This window comes from Kitasatospora sp. NPDC085464 (genome assembly GCF_044541955.1).
Taxonomy (GTDB): Bacteria; Actinomycetota; Actinomycetes; order Streptomycetales; family Streptomycetaceae; genus Kitasatospora.
Window position 1 is genome coordinate 256,067 of the sequence record NZ_JBITTM010000003.1, and the last position, 22,510, is coordinate 278,576.

Below are 22,510 nucleotides of genomic sequence, written 5' to 3' on the forward strand. Positions count from 1 at the left end.
GAACGGCAGGAGAGGGCGATGACCACGACGGAACCGCTTCCGACGTAGACCAAGGGCTGGGTGGTGGACCGCCCCGGGCCGGTCGGCGTCACCGGTCCGGGCCCGCTGGTGTCGGTGTGGCCCTCACGGCCGGGCCCGATGCCCCCGGTACGCCTCCACAGCCCTCTGGACCTCTGCGACGAGGCGCGGCACCGCATCGGCGACGGCCCGGCTCAGGCCCTCGCCGATCGAGAAGTCCCGGCCCTCGACCGCGACGATCAGCAGCTCGCGCGGCAGCTTCCCCACGGCGGCCGCCAGCGCGACACCGTGGCCCAAACCCAGGCCGTGCGTACCGGCCGCCGCCTCGTCCGCCGGGGAATCGGCGGGCAGGTGACCGGCGTCGACGGCGATGAGGTGGATCAGGCCCGGCTCACCGGGGTCCAGGCGCACCGCGTCGACGACGACGGCGAGGTCGGCACCGTCCCACAGCTCCATCAGCCTGGTGGGCTCGCCGTCGCACAGGGCCAGCCGGTCGACGGCCGGGCCTGCGGTCGCGAGTTCCGCGACGACGGCCACGGCGACACCGTCGTCACGGCGGTACTCGTTGCCGACGCCGATGACGACGACCCGTCCCGTGCCCGAGTCCGTCAACTCCGCTCCACGGTGAGCGCGAGGAAGTGCGCCGCGCAGGAGATGCACGGGTCGTAGCTGCGGATCACCCGCTCGCACTGCCGGGTCAACTCGGCGTCGTCCAGGTGCAACCGGGGCCCGATGAAGGCTCGCAGGTCGGCTTCGATCGCGGTCTGGTTCTGTGCGGTGGGCGGGACGATGACGGCCCGCCGGACGAGTCCGTCCGCGTCGATGTCGTACCGGTGGTAGAGCAGCCCGCGCGGCGCTTCGGTGGCGCCGTACCCGGTGCCGGTCTTCGGCGGGACGGGTACGGCCGGGCCGGGCGGCGGCTCGTACTGCTCGATGATCCGTTGTGCCTCGGTGACGGCCCACAGGACTTCGACGGCGCGGATCAGGATGCTACGGAAGGGGTTGTCGCAGGACGGGCCGAGCCCGGCTGCGGCCGCGAGGTCGCGGACGCCTGCGGGCAGCCGGTCAGCGGAGAGGTTCCAGCGGGCGAGCGGCCCGGTGAGGTGGGGACGGCCGTCGAGGGTGGCGTGCAGGGCGGTGGAGTGCGGCACCTGGTGCTCGCGGACGTGCTGTTCGAACTCCCCCACGCCGAACGGGCCGACGCGGGCGCCGGTGGGCGTACCGGAATCGATCGCGTAGCGGTCGGGCTCGGTGAGCGCGAGGAACTCGTGCCGGACGGTCAGCGACGGGAACTCGAAACCGGCCACCCAGCCGACGGTCTCCTCGGCGTCGATCCTGGCTTGCCTCAACACCGCTGCCAGATGGTCGAGTTCATTCCTGCTCGGCAGCCGGTGGAAGCCGCCGACCCGGACGTTGACCGGGTGGATCGCCCGTCCACCGAGGACCTCCACGACCTCGTTGCCCGCCTTCTTCAGCCTCAGCCCGCGCTGGAGCAGGGCCGCGTCGGTGCGGGCGAGCGCCAGGGCGTCCGGCAGGCCGAGGAAGTCGGGGGCGTGCAGCAGGTAGACGTGCAGGGTGTGGCTCTCGATCCACTCCCCGCAGTACAACAGCCTTCTCAGCTGCGCGAGCTGACCACCGACCTCGACCCCGCAGGCGTTCTCCACCGCCCGACACGCACTCATCTGGTACGCCACCGGGCAGATGCCGCAGATCCGGGAGGTGAGGTCGGGCGGCTCGGTGTACCGGCGACCGCGCAGCAACGCCTCGAAGTAGCGCGGGGGCTCGTAGATCGCCAGCCGGACGCTCTCCACCTCGTTCCCTCGGGCGGAGACGTGCAGCGCGCCCTCCCCCTCGACGCGGGCCAACGCACCGACGGTCAGCAGTCGTCGGGTGCGATGGGTCATCCGGTGTCCTCCGTCGCCTGTCGGGCCGCCTCCGCGAAGCCGGGCGCCTCGGCGTTGAAGGTACGGTAGAGCCGGGCGGCGTCCGTCTCCGCCACGCCGTCGCGGCGCAGCAGCGGCAGCAGCGCGCGGGTGTTGGGCGTCTCCATGGGCCCGAAGCAGCCGTAGCAGCCGCGCCCGTACGCCGGGCAGATCGCACCGCAGCCGGCCTGGGTGACCGGGCCGAGGCACGGGGTGCCGTGGGCGACGGTGACGCAGGTGGTGCCGCGCAGCTTGCACTCGAAGCAGACACTGTGGGTGGGGATGTCGGGCTTGCGGTCGGCCAGGTACGCGGTGATCACCTCCAACAGTTGCCGCCTGTCGATCGGGCAGCCGCGCAGTTCGAGGTCGACCGGCACGTGGGCGGAGACCGGGGTGGAGTCGTCGAGACTGTCGATGTACTCGGGCCGGGCGTAGACGACGGCCTGGTACTCGGGCAGGCCCGCCAGGTTCCGCAGCGCCTGGACTCCGCCGGCGGTGGCGCAGGCACCGATGGTCACCAGGTGGCGGGACTGCTCGCGGACCCGGCGGATGCGGTCCAGGTCGGCGGCCGTCGCGATGGAGCCCTCTACCAGGGAGAGGTCGTACGGCGGTGGAAGTTCACGGCTGGAGGCCTCCAGGAAGTAACCGATCTCGATCTTCCCGGCGAGCTCCAGGAGTTCGTCCTCGCAGTCGAGCAGGGTCAGCTGGCAGCCGTCGCAGGAGGAGAACTTCCACACCGCCAGGCGCGGGGTGCCCATGGCGCTCACCTCTCCGGCGTGTCCAGCAGGCCGTCGACCAGGTCCCAGCCGAGGACCGGACCGTCCCGGCAGACGAGTACGGGGCCGAGCTGGCAGTGCCCGCACCAGCCGGTGGCGCAGCGCATGTTGCGTTCCAGCGAAACCCGGATCCGGTCCGCGGGGACGCCTCGGCGCGACAGCTCCCGGGCGGTGGCACGCATCATCACCTCGGGGCCGCAGAGGTACGCCGCGCAGCGGTCGGGCCGGAAGACGGCGTCGGCCAGCAGGGCGGTGACCAGGCCGGTCGCCCCGCACCAGCCGGGCTCGGGGCGATCCACGGTGACCTCCACGTGCGCACGGGAGCGCCAGCGTGGCAGGTCGTCGAGGAACAGCTGCTCACCGGGATCGCGGTACCCGGCGAGCACCGAGACCGTCCCGTACGCCTCGGCCCTCGCGAGGACCTCCTCGATCAGCGGGCGCAGCGGGGCGAGTCCTACGCCGCCGGAGACGATCAGCACGTCGCTGCCGCCGGGCGGGGTCTGCCACGCCGTGCCGTACGGTCCGCGGGAGCCGATCCAGTCCCCGCGCTCGGCCCGGCACAGTGCCTCGCTGACCTTGCCGACCGCACGGACGGTGTGGCTCAGCACGGCGCCGTCGATCCGACTGGTGGAGAGCGGGATCTCGCCCGTCCCGAAGGCGTACAGCATCGCGTACTGCCCGGGGCGGAACGGCCGCAGCGGTGCGGTGGTCGGTGCCAGGTCGAGGGTGACGGTGTCGGCGGTCTCACGGCGGCGGGCCAGCACCCGGTACGGCACGGGGGTGGTCGGGTGCCTCATGACGCACCCCCGGTGGTCGTCGCCTCGGCCCGCAGGGCGGTGACCTCCTCGGTGATGTCGATGCCGACCGGGCACCAGGCGATGCAGCGCCCGCAGCCGACACAGCCCGAGGAGCCGAACTGGTCGTGCCAGGTGCCGAGTTTGTGGGTGAGCCACTGACGGTACCGGCTGCGGGCGGAGGTGCGGACCGGACCGGTGCCGTGCAGGTAGGAGAAGTCGAGGTCGAAGCAGGAGTCCCAGCGTCGCCACCGCTCGGCGTGGTCACCGGTGAGGTCGGTGACCTCCTCGGTGGTGGTGCAGAAGCAGGTGGGGCAGACCATGGTGCAGTTGCCGCAGGTCAGGCAACGGTCTGCGACCTGGTTCCAGCGCTCGGCGGTCATCGTGCCGGCCATCAGTGCGCGCAGGTCGGTGGGGTCCATGCTCCGGCCCATCCGCCCGGCGGCCTCGGCGACGGCCGTGCGGGCGTGCTCGCCGTCGGTGGGACGGCTGGGGATCGCGGCGAGGACCTCCTCGCCGTCGGGGCTGCCGACGCGGACCAGGTAGTGCGGCCCGTCCGGTTCGACGGTCTCGGTCAGCGCCAGGTCGTAGGACGCGCCCCCGGGCACGCCCGGGCCGGTGCCCATCGAGGCGCAGAAGCAGACCCCGCTGGGCTCGGTGCACTCGGCCACCACGACGAACACGCCGGTCCGCCGCCGACCGTAGACCGGATCCGCGTACGCGCCGCCCGTCAGCACCCGGTCCTGCACCGCGATCGCGCGCAGGTCGCACGGGCGCACGCCGAGGAAGGCGTAGCGCGGCGACGGGTCGTCCTCCCCCTCCCGGACGGTGACGGTGCCGTCCTCGGCCCGGTCGGCCTGCCAGAGCCTGGCCCGCGGCGGGTGCAGGAAGGTCTTCCAGGACTGCGGCCCGGCGGAGTGGGCGAACGCCGCCCGGTCCTCGCGCCGGTGCAGCCGGTAGGTGCCGGCCTCGGCCTCGATCCCCCAGCCGTACGGCAGCTCCTGTGCCGAGGCCAGTTCGGCGAGCACGATCGCGCCGTCCCGGACCGTGGGCCCGATCACGGTGTGTCCCCGCTGCCGCAGGGCCGCGACCAGTGCGGCGAGGCCTGCTTCGTCCAGTTCCACGAGCGGTGCCGTCGTCCCCATTGCGCCCTCCTCGGCCTGCTTCCCGACACCGCCCGGGTGGCGGTCCCCGTCATTCCACTGTCGGCCGCCCGCCGGTTTTCCGCATGGGCCGGTCGGTCCCGTCCCGCGGATCAAAGGCCCTCCGGCCTGTGAGCGGGCCCGATCGGCCCTGCTCCGCCTGCTCGGCCACGGCCGACGACGGGCGGTCGAGGCACTGCACCGGACGGACGACGCCGCGGCCGGAGCCCTCAGGACCGGAGCCCGGCGGCTGGGGCCGGGTGGCGGGCCGAACGACCCTGCCGACCCGTTCCCGGCGGCGGTCTGCTGGACATGGAGGCCCGCTCCCCGTTCCGGGCCCTGACGAGCGGAGGCACCGACCGTGCTGACCCACGAATCCCGCACCGCCACCCAGCAGTTGCTGCACACCGCCACCGGACGGACCGTCTCCGTGTCCCGCCACACCCCGGCGGCCCCGCCGGACACCGGTCACGTCGTCCTCGACACGGCCCGCGAGCCGCACGACGCCGACCGGCTGCGGATCTCGCTCACCCCGGCCGAGGCCAGGCACCTGGCCGGAACACTGCTCCGCCACGCCGCCGCCGTCGAACGGCCCCCGGCGCTCCGGCCCGGACGGATCGACGTGGACCCGGTCGCCGGGGACCTCTATGCCATCGGCATCCGGTCCCACGTGCTGGCCGTCGACCAGCCGCTCGACGCGGGCGGCACCGACTCCGCACCGACCCCGGTCGAGCTGTGTGCCGCCGCCCTGGCCTCCTGCGCCGCCCACTACGCCGGCGGCTACCTCGACCGGCACGGGCTGAGCCGCGACGGCCTGCACGTCACCGGGGACCACACCATGTCCCAGGACCGCCCGGCCCGGATCGCCTCCGTGTCCATCGAGGTCACCGCGCCGGGTTTGCCACCCGGACGAGCGCCCGGCCTGCTGGCGGTCGTCCGCCACTGCACGGTGAAGAACACGCTCGACCGGCCGCCGGACGTCACGGTCTCGCTGAGCAGCACCCGGAAGGCCACGGCGCCATGAAGGCCTCGGACCTGATGACGTCACCTCCGGTGACGGTCGGCCCCACCGCGACGGCCGTGGGAGCGGCCCGACGGATGGAAGAGGGGGCGGTCGGCTGCGTCCTGGTCACGGAGGGCGACCGGCTGCTCGGCATCCTCACCGACCGCGACCTGACCGTCCGTGGCTTGGCCCACGGCGGAAGCCCGGAGCGGCCCGTCACCGACCTCATGACCGTCCGCGTCGTCACCCTGGACGTCGACGACGACCTCGACACGGCCTACCGCACCTTCCGCAGCACCGGCGTCCGCCGCCTGCCCGTGATCGACGGCGGCCGCCCGGTCGGCATGCTCACCGTCGACGACCTGCTCCGCGACGTCGCCCAGCGGCTCCTCGACGTGCTGATCCCGGTCTCCCGCAGCGCGCTGCGGGAGACCTGACCGACCTCACCCCCTCGAACCCTCGGGAGGCCGTCACCGGGCCGGTACCGCCCCGATGGCGACCTTCACCGCACGTCGGCGGATCGTGCGCCCGCCCGGCGGGGTCGGCGAGCACGCCGGGCGTCCGACCGCGACGAGGACGGGCAGCACGACGCTCCTGTCAGACGGACCGGGGGTCAGGCCGGGCCGCGGGGGTGGGACGTCAGCGGACCCGCTCGCCTGAATGGCACGGCCGTGGGTGCCGCGCGAGGCTGGGGAGAGATGCCCGCGGTCCGTCGGCGGACCACCCTCGATCTTTGCCAGGAGGGCCCCATGAGCGCGCCCACGTCACCGCTCGCACCCGTGGATGTCGCCCGCAGCGCAGCGGACGCCCTCGGAGCAGGCGATCTGGACCGGTACAGCGAGCTGGTCCACGACGACGCCGTCTTCGAGGTCCTTCCCTTCGGGGAGCAACGCGGGCGTGGCGCGGTCCGCGGGTTCTTCGAGGAACTCCGAGGGGCATTGCCGGACCTGTCGTTCTCCGCGGAGGCGGTCATGGGGGACGGACGGCACGCGGCCGTGGAGTGGCGGATCCGCGGCACGTTCGACGGCGCGCCGTTCCAGGGGTTCAGGCCGAACGGACGCGAGTTCGACATCCAGGGCATCGACTTCATGGAGATCGAAGACGGTCGGATCCGACACGACCGGATAGCCTTCGACGGCGCCCAGTGGGCCCGCCAGCTCGGGCTGCTGCCGCACCGGGGCTCGATGGCCGAGCGCGCCGTGACCACCGCCTTCAACGCGAAGACCGGAGTCGCGGCGTGGTGGCAGGAGCGTCGGCAGGCGAGCGGTCGCGACGGCCACCGCTGAGGTCGGTGTCCGTCTCGGACCGACGGTGCCGGTCGGCGAGGTGGCGGGGACCACCTCGCCGTCGCTGCGTCACATCCGTCTCGGATGCGATTGTCATGTCCGATCATCTCCACGGATCGTTCCGTCGGTGCTTTCCTGCGGGAAGGGACAGGTGGTGGAAGTGCGTCAGGCAGGACACCGACGAGCACCGGTGGGCGCGAACGCCCTGCCCGGACGGGACCGGCCTACCGGCGCGGTGGCTCCCGCACTGCGCCCCCGGCCGACGCGTGAGGCGCCGTGAGCGGCGGCGAGGGCATGAGGAGGCTGGTGGCCCGGAGAAGAACGAGAAGATGCCGAAGCTGCGGCCCGGCCCCCGCGAGGCGGAACTCGACATGCTGGACGTTCGCCATCCTGCGGGCCCAGAGAAGGGCTCGGAGTCCGGCGGCATCGCAGAAGTCGAGCTTCGTGACGTCCAGGTCCAACTGCTCCGGGCGCTCCCGCAGGGCCCAGGCCACGGCGTGGATGACCGGCTGCGCGGTGGTGACGTCGAGTTCGCCTTCCAGCGACACCACGGCGGTGCCGTCGCACAGCCCGGTCCTGGTGTGGAGTAGGTCGGCTTGCATGACGACCACCCGAGATGTCGTTCGAAGGGGGGAACCGGACCGGAAGCCCCCGTATTCACCGTAGGCCCGGCCCCCCGGCGGGTCATGGGCCGGACAGACCGCGGCAATGGGCCGTACGACTCAACCGGGGCCCGCGGTGACGTGCCGCCACCGCCGCCGTCGGTCCGAGGAGGTGAACGCCTCGGTCCACGGGGTGCTGCAGGTGGCGCAGCCGAGGAGACGGAAGCCGACCGGGCCGAAAGCGGCGCCGGCACCTTCTCGGCGATTCGCGACGGCTGCCACGAGACCCCCGCGCCCGACGATCTGCGGCGGGCGCGCCTACGCTGGTCCGTGGGCATGGAGGGGCGAGCCGTGGAGGTTCCCTTGGACAGCGCTTCGCAGACCAGCGCAACGGAGCCGGGCGCCCCCGTGCCCAAGTTGCGGCTGGACGAGCTTCTGGACGAACTCCAGGCCCGCCTGGACGCCGCCCGCGGCACCCGCGACCGCGTCCACAGCCTGCTGGAGGCCGTGCTGGCGGTCGGGCGCGACCTGGAGCTGACCCAGGTGCTGCAGCACATCGTGGAGGCGGCCGTCACCCTGGTGGACGCCGAGTACGGCGCCCTCGGGGTGATCGGCGAGGACCAGCACCTCTCGCAGTTCATCCCGGTCGGGGTCACCGACGAACAGGTCAAGATCATCGGTGCCCTGCCGTCCGGGCACGGCATCCTCGGCGAGCTGATCCGCCACCCCGAACCGCTGCGGCTCTCCCGGCTCTCCGACCACCCCGCCTCCTACGGCTTCCCGGCCGACCACCCACCCATGCGGACCTTCCTGGGCGTGCCGATCCGCATCCGCGACACGGTGTTCGGCAACCTCTACCTCACCGAGAAGCGCGGCGGCGGCGACTTCGACGCCGAGGACGAGTCGGTGCTCGCCACCCTCGCCGTCGCCGCCGGCGTGGCCATCGACAACGCCCGGCTGTACGCCCGGGCCCGGCAGCGGCAGCACTGGCTGGAGGCCAGTGCCGAGATCACCAGCAGCCTGCTCTCGGGCAGCGCGGAGCAGGAGGTACTGCACCTGCTGCTCGCCCGGGCGGCCGAGATCGCCGGCGCGGACCTCGCCGTCGTCGCCGTACCACTGCCGGACACCGGCGAGCTGGAGGTGCGGATCGCCGTCGGGCTCGGCGCGCAGGAGCACCGCGACCTGGTGCTGCCGGTCGAGGGATCCTTCGTCGGCGCGGCCTTCCGCATCGGCGGGCTCGTGGTGAGCCCCGACGTCCGGCACGACCCGAGGATCACCGCCGGTCCCCCGCGATGGCAGGGCCTGGGCCCCGCCGTCGCCGTCCCCGTCGGGACCGCCGAACGCGGCATCCGGGGCGTGCTGCTGCTCGCCCGGGCGGCCGGCGCACCACTGTTCGACGAGGGAGAGTCCGGGCCCCTGCTGGGCTTCGCCGGCCAGGCGGCGGTGGCGATGGAGCTCGCCGAGCGCCGCCGGGACTCCGAGCAGGTCGCGCTGCTGCAGGAGCGCGACCGGATCGCGCGCGACCTGCACGACCTGGCCATCCAGCGGCTCTTCGCCACCGGGATGACCCTGCAGGGCGCGACCCGCTTCATCGACCACCCCGAGGCGGCCGACCGGGTGCTGCGGGCGATCGACGACCTGGACGAGACCGCGAAGACCATCCGCACCACCATCTTCGGCCTACGGGTCCGCGAGAGGGGCCCGGCGGCAGCGAGCCTGCGCAGTCGGCTCGTCGACGTGATCGACCATGCGGCCCGCTCCCTGGGATTCACCCCGGCCCTGCGGATGACCGGCCTGCTCGACGTCGCCGTCCCCGCCGAGATCGCGGACGCTGCGGTGGCTGTCCTGGAGGAGGCGCTGTCCAACGTGGCGCGTCACGCGAACGCCGGCGCCGTCGAGGCCTCGGTCACCGCCGGGACGGACCTGACCCTCACCGTGACCGACGACGGCGTGGGCCTGCCCGAGGGCGGCCGCCGCAGCGGCCTGGCCAACCTCGCCGACCGCGCCACCGCCCTGGGCGGTACCTTCACCGCCCGGGCCCGCCCCGAGGGCGGCACCGAGCTGGTCTGGCAGGTACCACTGCCCGACGATTAGGCGTCCTTCGACGCCGTCGCCGGGGACAGCTGGTTCTGCCGGGGCGAATTCCTGTCTCCCCGTCCCTGACCTGTCAGGTCGAGTCCCATATGTCACCGGCCGTCAGACGAGGCGTGGGCGTGCCCTCGGGGCCGTAGCCGAGGCGGATCAGGATCTGGACGTGGCCGGGGCCGCGGTGCGGGTCGCGGGCCTCCCGGCGCAGGTAGGGCCACTCCATGGCCTGGTCCAGCAGGGAGGCGCGGACGCCGTGGACGGTGGCGGCGAGCAGGACGTGTTCCAGGGCGAGGCCGGCCCGCAGCCAGTCCCGCGGGGCGTCGTGCTCGGTGGCGAGGACGGCGATGCGCGGCTCGCGTTCGAACAGTGACGGAGAGTGGTGTTCGGCGGCGTGGATGGCGGAGAAGTCGCGCATCGGCAGGTGGCCGGCCGCGTCCTGGGGGCCGAGCGCGGTGGCCGGGATGCCGTACGGCGGTACCTCGCCGGTGCGGATCCAGCTGCGGCTCTCGGTGCGCTGGGCTTCGTCGGCGGTGTTGCGGCGCTCGGCCTCGGCCGTGAGGTGCAGCAGCCGTTCGGTCTCCGCGTGGTCGGGCAGGTGGAGCAGGGCGTCCTCGCACCGGGCGGCGGTGGCCAGTTCGTCCAGGACGGCCGGGGGAACCGGCTCGCCGGTGAACGGGGTGCGGATCGAGTGCCGGTGCCAGATCGCCTCGTACAGCTTCTCCGTACCCGGGGCGGGCACGGGGGCCGAAGCATCGAGTTCGACGGCCGCCAGGAGGTCCGGTTCGGCGGGGTCGGGGAGCAGCCTCACCTCGGGCGCCCAGCCGAGGTGGCGGGCGGCGACCCTCAGGTTGAGGACGGCCGCGCCGACGGAGATGTGCAGCGCCCGGCCCTGCGGGTCGACGGCCGGGACGGCCCGGCTGCGGTCGGCCCGGACCTCCAGCGTCGAGGTGTCCGGCTGGAGCCGGAAGCGCCAGGGCTGGCTGTTGTGGATCGAGGGTGCCGCCACCGCGGCGGAGACCAGCTTCTCCAGCGCGCGGGCGTCGAGGGCGAGGGTGGGCATGACCGCCTCCAGGGTGCGTCGTCCAGGGTGGGTCGTCGGCCCGGGTCAGCCGCGGGCGGACGGATCGCCACCGCGCAGGACGTCCAAACGGGTACGGTACTCGTCGGGGTCGATCTCGCCGCGGGCGAGGCGTTCGGCAAGCAGTTGCTCCGGGGTCTGCCGCTGCTGTGACGGCGCGGTCTGCGGAACCGGTGCCACCGGGTTGCCCGGGGTCGTCCGCCCCAGGTGTCGGACCAGGGCCATCACACCGAGGATCACGAGCGCCCAGAAGAGCAGCATGGTCACGGTCGTCAGGCCGATTCCCCAACCGTTCATACCACCGTCGTTCCAGTACATCATCGCCGTCTCCTCGGCCGTGGCGGGAGGTTCGTCACCTCCACCGTGCGGCCGGGCAGGGGCAAGCCGCTTGGGCCGTTCGGCTCTACCTCCGGGCCCACCCGGTCAGTGCGGGCGTGGATGGTGCTGCTCGGGCGGCTGGGCGTGGGCGGCGAGGACGGCGGCCTGGAGGCGGCGCTCGACGCCCAGTTTGGTGAGCAGGCGCGAGACGTGGTTCTTCACCGTCTTCTCGGCGAGGTAGAGCTCCTGGCCGATCTGCCGGTTCGTCCTGCCCTCCCCCACCAGGGCGAGGATCTCCCGCTCGCGGGGCGTCAGACCGGCGAGCGCAGCATCCGTCGCGCTCTCCTCGTGGTGGCGCAGGCTCTCCATCAGCTTGCGGGTGGTGGCCGGGTCGAGCATCGACTGGCCGGAAGCCACCGTACGCACCGCGCCGACCAGGTCCGCGCCCTTGATCTCCTTGAGCACGTAGCCGGCCGCTCCCGCCATGATCGCGTCCAGCAGGGCGTCGTCGTCGTCGAAGGAGGTCAGCATCAGGCAGGCGAGGCCGGGCAGCCCGTCCCGGAGCTCCCGGCAGACGCTCACGCCGTCACCGTCCGGGAGCCGTACGTCCAGCACGGCGACGTCCGGGCGCAGTGCCGGCACCCGGGCGAGGGCCTGCGCACAGTTGCCGGCCTCCCCGACGACCTCCAGGTCCGGCTCGGCCTCCAGGAGGTCACGCACCCCACGCCGGACCACCTCGTGGTCGTCCAGCAGGAACACCCGTACGGGCCGGGGCGTGTCCATGGCCTGCTCCCTGAAGTGCGCGGACATCGGCACAGTCGATTCTCCGCGTTCGGACCGCCCGGCGCAGCTTCCTGCCGCCCGGGTCGTCAGCGCGGTACGACGGCGACCGGGCACCCGGCGCGGTGGACCACCGCCCGGGTGACCGGTCCCAAGTGGTTCCCGGTGCGGCCGAGAACGAGCAGGCCGGCGGATCGGGCGGCGTCCGTCAGTGCGTCAGCGGGCCGGGCGCGCCTGACGTCCGGAACGGCGATCGGCTCCGGGTCGCGCACCAGCAGCTCGACCAGGGCGCCCTCCTCCGCCTCCGCGAGCAGAGCCCGGTCGGTGGCCGAGCGGGCCTTCCAAGTCGCGGGCGGAGTCCACGCGTGGACGACCCGGAGCGGGGCGCCCGCCATCATGGCAGCCTTTCGGGCGAAGGCGAGGACAGCCCCGGCCGGGTCGTGGGCGTCGACCCCCACGACCACCTCCCGAGACCCGGTCGTACCCGGGGTCGCCCGGACCAGGACGACGGGGCAGGGCGCGTGGGCAGCGACAGTGAGCCCCACCGAACCGAGCGGGCCGTGGCACGCGGCCGAACCGAGTGCCACCAGGTCGGCCGATTCCGCGGCGGCCGTGAGCCCGGCGGGCGCGTGATCGTGCAGCAACTCGGTGTCGACCCCCAGCTGGGGGTGGTTCGCCCGCACCCACTCGGCGGCCTCGGCGAGCATGCCGAGTGCCCGGCCACGCACCTCGCTCACACCGGGAAGCCCCGGCGCCGTGTGCTGCGGCCGGGGCCAGGCGTACGCCAACCGCAGCCGCGTGCCACGCCGGAGAGCCTCGTCGGCGGCCCAGCGGGCGGCGGCGAGGCTCTCCGGTGAACCGTCGACCGCGGCGAGCACGGCCACGATCAGGCCGGTGTGGCGAGTCGCAGTTCGACGCCGACGACGCCGGGCACGGAACTCACCAGGCGTTCCAGGATTCCGGCGGAGACGGTGTCGGGAAGGCCTCCGGTCAGCGTGATCCGGCCTCTCTCGGAGCGGACGTCGGTGTCCACTGCCGCGCCGGGGCCGAGAGTGGCTACGAGTTCGAAGCGGACCCGGTCGGCGAGTTCGCGGTCGTCACCGAGGTACACCTTCAGCAGATCGCCGCGGCTGACGATGCCGACCAGGTAGTCCTCCTCGTCCACGACCGGGAGCCGTTTCAGGTGGCCGCGGGCCATCGCGCGGGCGGCCTCGTTCAGCGGGCTGCCGGGGTGCACGGTGACCGCCGGGACGGACATCATCCGCCCGGCCGTCAGAGCCTCGGCGCGCTCGCCGTCACGGTCCCGGGCGGTGAGCAGGTCGGCCTCGGAGACCACTCCGATGACCCGGCCGTCCCCGGTCAGCACGGGGACTGCGCTGACCCGCCAGCGCTGCAGGGTGTCGGCGATCTCGCGGAAGTCGGCGTCACGGCCTACCGCGACCACAGCGTGGGTCATGACGTCGGCGACGGTGCTCGGTGTGAGGGTCATCGTGGCCTCCTACGACGCCGCGCGGTAGGCGCGGGGGTGTTCCAGGGGCTGCTCGGTGTCGTCCTCCGTCCAGTCCAGGGTGGCGTGGACGGCCACCACGCCATCCACGGCGCGGCAGAGCCGTTCGGCGACGGCGATCAGGCTGCGGCGCGGCAGCCGCCCCTCCAGGGTGACCACGCCGTCCTGCACCGCGACCCGGATGTCGCCGGGCGCCACCCAGAGGGTCTGGCCGAGCACGTCGTGGTTGATCTCGTCACGAATGGCCGCGTCGTGCCGCAGGAAGACCTGCAGCAGGTCCCGGCGGCTGACGATGCCGACCAGTCGGCCGACCTCGTCGACCACGGGCAGCCGCTTGACCCGGTGCTTGTCCATGGCCCGCGCGGCTTCGGGCACGGACCAGCCGGGGCGGGCGGTGACGGCGGGGCTGGTCATCAGCCCGCCGGCCGTCTCGGCCTCGGCGCGGGCACGGTCCTTCGCGTCCAGCCAGCGGCCGGGGTAGCGTCCCTCCGGGTCCGGCAGGACGGCCTCCTTGCGGACCAGGTCGGCTTCGGAGACCATGCCCAGCGGTCGTCCCTGGTCGTCGACGACGGGGATCGCGGTGATGTCGTTGCGGTGGAACAGCGCCGCGACCTCCTTGACCGGTGTGTCGGGCCGGGCGGTGACGACCTCGTGGGTCATCACGTCATTGACGCTGCGGTGCTGCATCGTCCTCACTCCTCCTCGGGTGGCCCCGCCTTCACTGTCCGCCCCCCTGAGGCCGGCGGACAGGGCCGGACGGTCCCTGCCGACGGGCCGTTCCGGCCCAGGACGGCGCAGCCGGGCGGCGGGACGATGGGAATGACCTCACACTCCATGGGAGGCGGCCATGACGACGGACACCACGACGACCGACACCGGCGAATCCCGTCCGCCTCCGAGGCCCGGACTACTGACCTTCCTCGGCGGCGTGAGCACCGTCACCGGCAGCAAGTTCTTGATCGAGACCGACCACGCCCGGTTGATGATCGACTGCGGCCTCTTCCAGGGCCTGGCCGAGCTGCGCCGCCGCAACCGCCGCCCGCTTCCGCTCGACCCCGCGGACGTGCGGGCAGTCGTCCTCACCCACGCCCACCTGGACCACTGCGGCTACCTGCCCCGGCTCGTCCGCGACGGCTTCCGCGGCCCGGTGCTCACCACACCGGACACCGCCCGGATCGCCGAACTCATCCTTCGTGACAGTGCCCACCTGCTGCGCGAGGAGGCGGATCACGCGAACGAACACGGCTGGTCCAAGCACCGCCCGGCACAACCGCTCTACGACGACGAGGACGTCGAGAACGCGCTGCGGATGTTCGACCCCGTCCCGCTGGACACCGACGTCGAGATCACCGCCGGCATCGTCCTGCGGTTGCACCGCGCCGGACACATCCTCGGCTCCGCCTGGGCCCACCTGGTACTCGAAGACGGCCACACCATCGCCGCCAGCGGCGACCTCGGCCGTCCCGTCCACCCCCTGCTGCGCCCGCCCGAACCCTTCACCGGCGCCGACGTGCTCCTGATGGAGTCCACCTACGGTCACCGGCACCACGAGGAGACGGCCGCCCGCGAGTGGTTCGCCCGCGCACTGGAACGGACTCTCGCCCGCGGCGGCACCGTCGTCATCCCGTCCTTCGCCGTCGACCGCACCGAGGTCGTGCTGCACCGGCTCGGCGAACTGCGGCGGGCCGGCCGACTGCCCGCCGACGTGCCCGTGTACGTGGACAGTCCCATGGCGCTGGCGACCCTGCAGATCTACCGGGAGGCCTTCGCAGCGGGCTCCGACCAGCTGCGCCCCGACGTCCTCGCCGAAGGCCCCACCGCGCTGGACCCGGAACCGTTCACCCTGATCCACTCGCTCCAGGAGTCGCTCGCCCTGGACCACGCCCACGGCCCCGCCGTCATCGTCTCCGCCTCCGGCATGGCCACCGGCGGCCGCGTCGTCCACCACCTCGCCCGCCTGCTGCCCGACGCCCGCAACACCGTGATCCTGGTCGGCTACGCCGCCGAGGGCACCCGCGCCCGCGACCTGATCGACGGCGCCCGCACGCTGAAGATGTACGGCACCTACGTCCCGGTGCGTGCCGAGGTCGTCAACGTTCCCGCCTTCTCCGCACACGCCGACGCCACGGAGATCATCGACTGGCTCCGCAACGCCCCGCCGCCCAGCGCCGTCTACCTCGTCCACGGCGAACCCGAAGGCTCGCAGGCGCTGCGCGACCGGATCGACCGCGAACTCGGCTGGACGGCCGTGGTGCCCCGATCGGGCGAGCGGGTACTGATCCGCTGACGCCGCACCCGCTTCCGGCCGGCGCGGTCGCCGACGCGCCGTGGCACCGCCAGACCGCCGCCGGGGTTGGCGTCGAGGCCGCGAGCACCTGCCCGTTCGGTGCGAGCGCCTCCGCCCGGCCGGGCTCCGACGCGGCCGTGGCACGGGTGGCGGACCGGGTACGGCACCCGTACCGAACTGCTGCCGGCCGCCACCGGGCCGGGCCGACTCCCCGCGGATCCGGCCCGGCTCCGAACGGTGGTGCCATTCAGACCGCGCCCGCTGAGCGGGTGGGCCGGACCACGGCGACCGGGCACGCCGCGTCCTGCAGGAGGGCGTGGCTGACGGACCCGATGGCGAGTCCGTGGAAGCCGCCCTTGCCCCGCGAGCCCACCACAGCGAGGTCTGCGCGTCCCGAGGCACGGATCAGCGCGACGCTCGGCCTCGACCGCACGAGTTCCACCTGGACGTCGACATCCGGGTAACGGGCCTGCAGTTCGCCCAAGTCCCGCTCCACCTCGTGTCGGTACTCCTCCGCGATCTGCTCGGGATCCGGCACCGTGCGGTCGTCGGCCGGCGTCGGCAGACCCCACGCCCGCAGGACGTGCAGCTGCGCACGGCGCAGGGAGGCCTCCTCGAAGGCATAGGCGAGCGCCGCCGCGGAGACCGGGGAGCCGTCGGTGCCGACGAGGACGCGGTCGTTCCCACCGCTGACGTAGCCGACCACGACGACCGGTGCCGCAGCGTGCCCGGCGACCTGCAGGCTCACCGAGCCCATCAGGGTGTTGCTCACCCCGCCCTCGCCGCGGGCGCCGAGCACGACTGCACTTGTCCGCTCCGACTGTTCGACGAAGACGGCCGCCGGGTGTCCGACGATGAGCTCGGGCGACACGTCGACACCGGGCTGGCTCTCCTTCGCGATAGTCGCGGCCTCGGCGACGATGTCGGCGGCGCGGTCCCGGACGTTGAGCCACGTGCCGGGCGGATGGAACGGGATGTCGTGCTCCCACGTCGGCAGCACGTGGACGACGCGCAGGGCGGCCCCGCGCAGGGCCGCCTCGTGGGTGGCCCACGCCAGGGCGCGTAGGCTCCGCCCGGAGCCGTCCACTCCGACGATGACTGGTTCGGTCATGACTGGGCCTCCAAGTCCGGCTGTTTCGGCTTCCTTCCGGCTCACGGTCGGACTCGGCCGGGCCTGCCGAGGCCACTGCACCTCGCGAGCCGCCCCCCACAATCAGGGTCCGCCCGCCTCGCGGCGCCCCATAGGGCCGTCCGACCCCGGCGCACCGGCCGTGTGGCAGCCGTCCGACCGATGTGCTCGGCTCCGCACACGACGCGGCACGCCCCGCCGATTCGGTGCCGGTCCGTCTCGGCCTGTGGGGGCCGGCCGGCCCCCACAGCGGGGCAGAACGGAGCGGACGGAGGTCCAACTTCGGTGATGGACCTACCGCGTGTCGATCCCACCTCACCGGGCCGAGGTCCTGGCGTGGCGCCGGCCCGTCCTGGCGAGGAGTTCGCCGTGCACCCGGCACCCGGCACCCGGCGGTGCGGGAGGGGGGACCCGCAGCGTGCCCGTTCAGTCCGACAGGCGGACCGCCAGGGCCGGCCGGATCCGGGCAGCGTGCCGGGCCGGGCCGAGTGCGGCCAGCAGGGACGCCAGCAGGGTGGCACCGGCCAGGCCGAGGACGGGGCCCCACTCGATCGGGAAGCCGCCTTCGAGCCCGGTGAAGGCGGAGCTCTTCTGGTACATCAGCCAGGTGGTGAGCACGCCCAGGACACTGCCGAGCAGGACTCCCTCCAGTGCCACGAAGCCGCCCTCCCAGAGGAAGGAGTGCTCGACTGTCCGGGCCTGACAACCCAGCGCGCGCAGCACGCCGATGGTACGGCGGCGTTCGCGGACCGCCCGGACCATGACGACGCCGAGACCGGTGATCCCGATCAGCAGGCCGAGGGCGAGGAAGCCCTGCATCAGCTGGAAGAAGGCGGTGTCGGCGGCGAACAGGCGGTGCACGTCGGAGGCGATCGGGCTGGCCACCAGGCCGGCCGAGAGGTGCTCGCCCTGGAGTTGCCCGGCCAGGTCGTCCGGGGAGACCCCGGGGGCCGTGCGGACCAGGGCGGCGGCCGTCCTCGCATCGGCGCCGAACTGCCGGGCCACGCCCTGATCACCGGAGATCAGCGGGTAGCTGGTGGCGCTGTTCCCGTCGGCCGGGTAGAACGCGAGACCGCTCTTCAGCACGCCGGCTATCACCTTCTGTTCGGAACGCCCGCTTCCCGGATCGGTGAGGGTGAGGGTGTCGCCGGGAGCGAAGAACTTGCCCTGAGGGCCTCCGGTGGAGCCGAAGAAGCCGTCCACGACGACGTACTGGGGGTCGGTGGCGAGCGCCTGCCAGACGGCCGGATCGTCGGCGAGGCCGGGCAGGCGGTCCCGGAAGGCGATGTTCCTGATCGCACCGTCCGGGACGCCGACGACCGCCGTGTCCAACGGGCGTGTCGTGCGGTGACCGGGGTCGGTCGCCTGCCCGCGTGCGGTGAGGAGCGGGGTCACGGCAGTCACCCGGGAGGCCGGCTGCCCGGGCCGCAGCGCGGTGAGCGGGTCGCCGCCGACCGCCTGCGGGTTGTAGTCGAGCCGCAGGGTGTAGCCGGCGGTCGCGTCCCGGGTCGCCTGGCCGACGCTGGCGTTGACCAGGCCGGAGATCTCGGTGAGCAGCACCAGGACCAGTGCGATGAGGGTGTACATCACCAGGGTGGAGCCGGTGCGGAAGCGCTTGGAGAGCGGATAGGCGGCGGCCAGCCGCAGGGCGAGGCCCTGCTGGGTGGGGCGTGCCATGATCCGGCGCAGCGGCCGGAACAGGACCTGCTGGTTCTCACTGACGAGGATCACCGCGGAGAAGGCGGCGAGGCTGCCGAGGATCACGTACACGGCCATCGACGGGGTGTCGAACACGCGCGGACGCACCACGCTGGCCGTCAGGGACCAGACCAGGACGAGGCCTGCGGCGGCGCTGACGACGGCGCGGCGCGGCCATGCTCGCCGGGCGGCGGGGACGGCGAGGGCGACGGCCAGGGCCGGCAGCAGGTAGGTCTGCTCCGCCTGGCTGCGGGCGATCGCCGGAACGGCGGCCACGGCGCACAGCGCGGCCAGCGCGGTGGAGACCACCAGGAGTCGGCGGCGGGGCCCGCGCCCGGTCTCGGCGGGCTGTTCACGGATGGCCGCGATGACGTTGAAGCGGCTGATCCGGGTGCTGGTGGCGGCTATCGCGGTGAGAGCGATCACCAGTCCTATCGCGGCCCCGTTCAGCAGGCTCGTGGGCGTGACGGCGAAGACGATGGAGAGCCCGCCGCCGTCCGCCGACCAGCCGCGGAAGATCCGGGCGGCGACCAGGGCGACTCCCCAGCCCACGCCGACGCCGATCGCCACCCCGGGCACCGTGGCGGCGAGGGCGTACACCGCGCCCTCCAGGGTGAAGGAGCCGACCAGGCGGGAGCGTTTGAGGCCGACCGCCCGCAACATGCCCAGCTGCGGCTTCCGTTCCTCGGCGAGCATCACGAAGATGTTCACCAGGAGCAGCGCGCCCGCGATGATGCTGAAGCTGCCGATCATGAGGAACAGTGCCCCGAGGACGTCGCCGGTCCGCTTCGCCTCCTGGAGCACGGTGTGCTTGGGGGCGTCGACCAGGGCCCGGCTCGCGTCGGGGCCGAGGGCGGTGCGGATCTTCGCGGTGACGGGGTCGGTGAGTTTCTCCCCGCCCTCCACACCGCCCCGGTTGGAGACCATCGTCACCGACAGGGGCTGCGTGCCCGCGGCGGCGCTCGCGGCGTCCAGGGCACCCGGCGGCAGGAAGACGTCGCGGTTCACGCGGCCGCCCAGGCCGGCTCCGGCCAGGCCCTGCTGCGGTACCACCCGTTCCACCCGGTAGTCGACCGGCTGTCCGTAGAGGTAGAGGGTGATCATCTGCCCGCTGCCCGTCCGGAGCGACCGGGCGAGCGGTTCGTTGAGCACCACCTGGCCGGGGTTCGGTGCCGGGCCGTGCAGCCCGGGGTCCCCTCCTGCCGCGCCGAAGCGGCCGGCCGCGTCGAGGTCCGTCTGCCACGCGAGCACCCGGGGTTCGGCCACGGGCCGGGGGACGCTGCGGTTCACGGCGGACGCCTGGGCGACCTGGGCGGTGAGGACTCCGTCGACCGCCGGGTCGCCCGCGAGCGGCCGCAGCCGGTCCGCCACGGCCCGTCCGGTGGCGGCGTCGGTGGTGACGACCCGTTCGTCGACCGGGCCGAGCGTCTGGTAGGCCTGCTGCCGGACCGAGAAGTTCAGCGTGTCGCCGACGACGAGGGACGCCACGATGATGGCCGTGCCCAGCACGGAACCGGTGACGACCAGGGCCGCCTCGGTGCGACGGCGGGCGACCTGGCGCAGCGCGAGCCGCCGGGCCACCGGCTGCCGTACGGCGACCACGAGCAGGACGAGCAGGGCTGCGAGCACCGACCCGACCACCGGGACCAGGAGGTTCGGGTACATCGCTCAGCCCGCGTTCTGCAGGGCGGACTGCCGGTGGTCGGAGACCAGCCGGCCGTCGCGCATCCGGACCAGCCGCGGGAGCCGGCGGCCGATCGCCTCGTCGTGGGTGACCAGCACGATGGTCTGCCCCTCGTCGCGGTTCAGCGCCGTCAGCAGGTCCATCACCTGGGCGGCCATCGTGCTGTCCAGGTTCCCGGTGGGTTCGTCGGCCCAGACCACGGCCGGGCGGGCGACCAGCGCCCGGGCGATGGTCACCCGCTGCTGCTCCCCGCCGGACAGCTCGCTCGGGCGGTGCGTCACGCGGTCCGTGAGGCCGACCCGTTCCAGCATGCCGATCGCACGGGCGCGTGCCTCGTGCGGCGGGGTTCCGGTGAGCAGCAGGGGGAGTTCGACGTTCTCGGCGGCGGTGAAGACGGGAATGAGGTTGAAGGCCTGGAAGACGAAGCCCATGGCGCGGGCCCGGTGTTCGGTGCGTTCGGCGTCGGACATCGCGAACAGGTCCCGGCCGTCCACCTCGACCCGGCCGGCGTCGATGTCGTCCAGGCCGGAGAGGCAGTTGAGCAGGGTCGTCTTCCCGGAGCCGGACGGACCCATCACGCCGACCAACTCCCCGTGCTCGACGGTGAGGTCGAGATCGCGCAGGGCCGTCACCTCGACGGTTCCGGTCCGGTAGACCTTGCGGACGTCGGTCGCGGTCAGCAGCGGCCGGTGGGCGTTCACGGCGTTTCCAGGTGTCAATACGGCAACGGGCGGCCGGACGGGGTGCGCAGGTCCGGCGGCGGGGGCTGCTGCGGGCGGGCGGGCCGGGTGAGGACCTTGACGCGGATCATCTCGGCCACCTCCTCGGAGAACGGGCTCGCTGCCCACTCTCGTCGCGACGGCATCGGTCGGGCAGGGGCCGTGGGACACCGTCCGGCGGTCCGGCCGGGGGCTCGCGGCGTGCGGACCGGCCCCGGCCGAGGGGGCCGATCGGCCCTGCTTCCGGCCCGGGTCCCGTCCCTACGGTGGTGTCCGGGGCAGTCCGCACGACCCCGGTGGAGGATGTGATGACGACCGCCGGTGAACACCTGGCACCGGTCCTCGGAACCGACGCCTCCGGGCCCGGCCCGACGGACGACCGGAGCCGACCGTGACCGCCGACGCCCGGGCGGCCCTGCAGTCGGCGCCACCGGTTGCCGACGGTGAGGTCCCCGACCCGCGCGAGCCCCTCGGCCTGCTCTTCCGGGACCTGAGGACGTCCACGAACGGGATCACCGAACGCGAGGCGGCCCGGCGGCAGACCGTCTACGGGCCCAACACGCTCGAACGCCGGGAGGGCCGCCGCTGGCCGCGCGAGCTGGCCCGCCAGTTCACCCACCCCCTGGCGCTGCTGCTGGCGTTCGCAGCGGTACTGGCGGCCGTCAGCGGGGCTCTCAACCTGGCGGGCGCGATCGTGGCGGTGATCGTGCTGAACGCCCTGCTCGCCTTCGGGCAGGAGCGGCAGGCCGAACGCGCGGTGGAGGCGCTGGCGGGCTTCCTGCCCGAGGAGGCGGCGGTGGTCCGGGGCGGCCGCCGCCGGACGGTGGAGGCGACCGAGCTCGTGCCCGGCGACGTCCTGCTGGTGGAGGAGGGCGACCGGGTCCCGGCGGACGCCCGGGAAGCCGCCACGATGGTGCTCACCGACGACAACTTCGCCACGATCATCGCGGCCGTCGAGGGCCGCGAGCGCGGCGAACCGGGCCTCATGGACCGGCCGCCCCGGCCCCGCTCCGAGAAGGTGATCCGGCCGGCCATGCTCGCCCGGGCCTGGGGCTTCCTCGGCCTGATCTCCGCCGCGCTGGTCATGGGCGGCTTCTTCCTCACCCTCGGCGTCGAGGGCTGGCACCCCGGAGATCCGACCGGTCCGGGCACCGCCCTCCACCTGCCGTACCAACAGGCCACGACCGTCGCCTGGCTCGGCATCGTCGCCTGCCAGATCGGCACCGCCTTCGCCGCCCGGACCGACCGGGCGCCGCTGCGCGCCATCGGTGTGTTCAGCAATCCGCAGCTGCTCGGAGGCATCGGCTTCTCGCTCGCGTTCGCCGCTGCGGTCGTCTACCTGCCCGCACTGCACAGGGTGTTCGGCACGACGTCCCTGTCCCCCGCCCAGTTGGTCACCGTGGCACCGTTCCCGTTCCTGGTCTGGGGCGCGGACGAACTGCGCCGCGCGGTCGTCAGGCGCCGCGCGGCCGCGCCGACGCCTGCTGTCCCGCCCGCGCGGGTCTCCTCGGCCGCGGCCGAGGAGACCCCGCACCACCCGTTCCCCGTCCTGCTCGCCCGGCACGGCTGGAGCGCCCACCGGCTCACCCACGCCCTGGGCGTCGGGGAGCACGCGGCCGCCGAGATCGTCGCGCACGCCCACCGGATCTCCGCGCAGCACGGACACCGGGCGCCGTGAC

Annotated in this window: 21 protein-coding genes; 6 read left to right on the top strand and 15 right to left on the bottom strand. The window is 73.6% G+C overall.

The features are described from left to right. Positions 1 to 123: 123 nt before the first annotated feature. Genes ACIGG8_RS04340 through ACIGG8_RS04360 form a run of 5 tightly spaced genes read right to left on the bottom strand, consistent with a single transcriptional unit; the run spans position 124 to position 4,655 of the window. On the bottom strand, positions 124 to 630 hold the full coding sequence (locus ACIGG8_RS04340) for a hydrogenase maturation protease (protein WP_396545677.1): 507 nt from the start codon (positions 628 to 630) through the stop codon (positions 124 to 126). Further along, positions 627 to 1,922, bottom strand: coding sequence for a Ni/Fe hydrogenase subunit alpha (locus ACIGG8_RS04345; RefSeq protein WP_396545679.1), 1,296 nt, complete (start codon positions 1,920 to 1,922; stop codon positions 627 to 629). The genes ACIGG8_RS04340 and ACIGG8_RS04345 overlap by 4 nt, the downstream gene beginning before the upstream one ends. Beyond that, entirely contained in the window at positions 1,919 to 2,698 is a 780-nt protein-coding gene (locus ACIGG8_RS04350; protein WP_396545681.1) for an oxidoreductase, read from the bottom strand. The genes ACIGG8_RS04345 and ACIGG8_RS04350 overlap by 4 nt, the downstream gene beginning before the upstream one ends. Before the next feature lie 5 nt (positions 2,699 to 2,703). Further along, on the bottom strand, positions 2,704 to 3,513 hold the full coding sequence (locus ACIGG8_RS04355) for an FAD/NAD(P)-binding protein (protein ID WP_396545683.1): 810 nt from the start codon (positions 3,511 to 3,513) through the stop codon (positions 2,704 to 2,706). Then, positions 3,510 to 4,655: a 4Fe-4S dicluster domain-containing protein gene (locus ACIGG8_RS04360; protein WP_396545685.1), complete on the bottom strand. Its 1,146-nt coding sequence runs from the start codon at positions 4,653 to 4,655 to the stop codon at positions 3,510 to 3,512. Before ACIGG8_RS04360 ends, ACIGG8_RS04355 begins: the two co-directional genes overlap by 4 nt. 358 nt (positions 4,656 to 5,013) lie before the next feature. On the opposite strand from ACIGG8_RS04360, the gene ACIGG8_RS04365 reads away from it, so the two are divergent. The 3 genes from ACIGG8_RS04365 (at position 5,014) to ACIGG8_RS04375 (ending at position 6,941) form a co-directional block, all read left to right on the top strand. Continuing rightward, entirely contained in the window at positions 5,014 to 5,676 is a 663-nt protein-coding gene (locus ACIGG8_RS04365) for an OsmC family protein (protein WP_396545687.1), read from the top strand. Further along, positions 5,673 to 6,092, top strand: a complete 420-nt coding sequence (locus ACIGG8_RS04370) for a CBS domain-containing protein (RefSeq protein ID WP_396545689.1) — start codon at positions 5,673 to 5,675, stop codon at positions 6,090 to 6,092. Before ACIGG8_RS04365 ends, ACIGG8_RS04370 begins: the two co-directional genes overlap by 4 nt. A 312-nt stretch (positions 6,093 to 6,404) precedes the next feature. Then, positions 6,405 to 6,941, top strand: a complete 537-nt coding sequence (locus tag ACIGG8_RS04375; protein ID WP_396545691.1) for an ester cyclase — start codon at positions 6,405 to 6,407, stop codon at positions 6,939 to 6,941. A gap of 224 nt (positions 6,942 to 7,165) precedes the next feature. Here the strand turns inward: ACIGG8_RS04375 and ACIGG8_RS04380 are convergent, their stop codons facing one another. After that, positions 7,166 to 7,543 carry an STAS domain-containing protein gene (locus ACIGG8_RS04380; protein ID WP_396545693.1) on the bottom strand — a complete coding sequence of 126 codons (378 nt, stop codon included), beginning with the start codon at positions 7,541 to 7,543 and terminating at the stop codon, positions 7,166 to 7,168. Positions 7,544 to 7,906: 363 nt separating this feature from the next. Between ACIGG8_RS04380 and ACIGG8_RS04385 the strand changes: the two genes are divergently transcribed. Then, the gene (locus ACIGG8_RS04385) at positions 7,907 to 9,637 is read left to right on the top strand and encodes a GAF domain-containing protein (protein ID WP_396545695.1); all 1,731 of its coding nucleotides are present in this window, start codon (positions 7,907 to 7,909) and stop codon (positions 9,635 to 9,637) included. A gap of 73 nt (positions 9,638 to 9,710) precedes the next feature. On the opposite strand, the gene ACIGG8_RS04390 is transcribed toward ACIGG8_RS04385, so the two are convergent. From ACIGG8_RS04390 to ACIGG8_RS04415, 6 genes are all read right to left on the bottom strand, one after another. Further along, complete coding sequence (locus ACIGG8_RS04390; protein WP_396545697.1) at positions 9,711 to 10,691, bottom strand: Acg family FMN-binding oxidoreductase; 981 nt, start codon at positions 10,689 to 10,691, stop codon at positions 9,711 to 9,713. A 45-nt stretch (positions 10,692 to 10,736) separates the two neighbouring features. Next, positions 10,737 to 11,030 (bottom strand): SHOCT domain-containing protein, encoded by a 294-nt coding sequence (locus ACIGG8_RS04395; RefSeq protein WP_396545699.1) that lies wholly within the window; start codon positions 11,028 to 11,030, stop codon positions 10,737 to 10,739. 102 nt (positions 11,031 to 11,132) lie between these two features. After that, entirely contained in the window at positions 11,133 to 11,810 is a 678-nt protein-coding gene (locus tag ACIGG8_RS04400; protein WP_396545701.1) for a response regulator, read from the bottom strand. An 86-nt stretch (positions 11,811 to 11,896) separates the two neighbouring features. Continuing rightward, the gene (locus tag ACIGG8_RS04405; protein WP_396545703.1) at positions 11,897 to 12,691 is read right to left on the bottom strand and encodes a universal stress protein; all 795 of its coding nucleotides are present in this window, start codon (positions 12,689 to 12,691) and stop codon (positions 11,897 to 11,899) included. Positions 12,692 to 12,693: 2 nt separating this feature from the next. Beyond that, complete coding sequence (locus tag ACIGG8_RS04410; protein ID WP_396545705.1) at positions 12,694 to 13,296, bottom strand: CBS domain-containing protein; 603 nt, start codon at positions 13,294 to 13,296, stop codon at positions 12,694 to 12,696. Between the two features lie 9 nt (positions 13,297 to 13,305). Further along, positions 13,306 to 14,001: a CBS domain-containing protein gene (locus ACIGG8_RS04415; protein WP_396545707.1), complete on the bottom strand. Its 696-nt coding sequence runs from the start codon at positions 13,999 to 14,001 to the stop codon at positions 13,306 to 13,308. 160 nt (positions 14,002 to 14,161) lie between these two features. Between ACIGG8_RS04415 and ACIGG8_RS04420 the strand changes: the two genes are divergently transcribed. Further along, positions 14,162 to 15,601: an MBL fold metallo-hydrolase RNA specificity domain-containing protein gene (locus ACIGG8_RS04420; protein ID WP_396545709.1), complete on the top strand. Its 1,440-nt coding sequence runs from the start codon at positions 14,162 to 14,164 to the stop codon at positions 15,599 to 15,601. A gap of 247 nt (positions 15,602 to 15,848) precedes the next feature. Here ACIGG8_RS04420 and ACIGG8_RS04425 read toward each other — a convergent pair whose 3' ends face one another. From ACIGG8_RS04425 to ACIGG8_RS04435, 3 genes are all read right to left on the bottom strand, one after another. Further along, complete coding sequence (locus tag ACIGG8_RS04425) at positions 15,849 to 16,712, bottom strand: universal stress protein (protein WP_396545711.1); 864 nt, start codon at positions 16,710 to 16,712, stop codon at positions 15,849 to 15,851. A 444-nt stretch (positions 16,713 to 17,156) separates the two neighbouring features. Then, positions 17,157 to 20,093, bottom strand: coding sequence for an FtsX-like permease family protein (locus tag ACIGG8_RS04430; protein ID WP_396545713.1), 2,937 nt, complete (start codon positions 20,091 to 20,093; stop codon positions 17,157 to 17,159). Between the two features lie 3 nt (positions 20,094 to 20,096). Further along, entirely contained in the window at positions 20,097 to 20,813 is a 717-nt protein-coding gene (locus ACIGG8_RS04435) for an ABC transporter ATP-binding protein (RefSeq protein WP_396545715.1), read from the bottom strand. Positions 20,814 to 21,222: 409 nt separating this feature from the next. On the opposite strand from ACIGG8_RS04435, the gene ACIGG8_RS04440 reads away from it, so the two are divergent. Then, positions 21,223 to 22,509 (top strand): cation transporting ATPase C-terminal domain-containing protein, encoded by a 1,287-nt coding sequence (locus tag ACIGG8_RS04440; protein ID WP_396545717.1) that lies wholly within the window; start codon positions 21,223 to 21,225, stop codon positions 22,507 to 22,509. The last annotated feature ends 1 nt before the right edge of the window (position 22,510 follow it).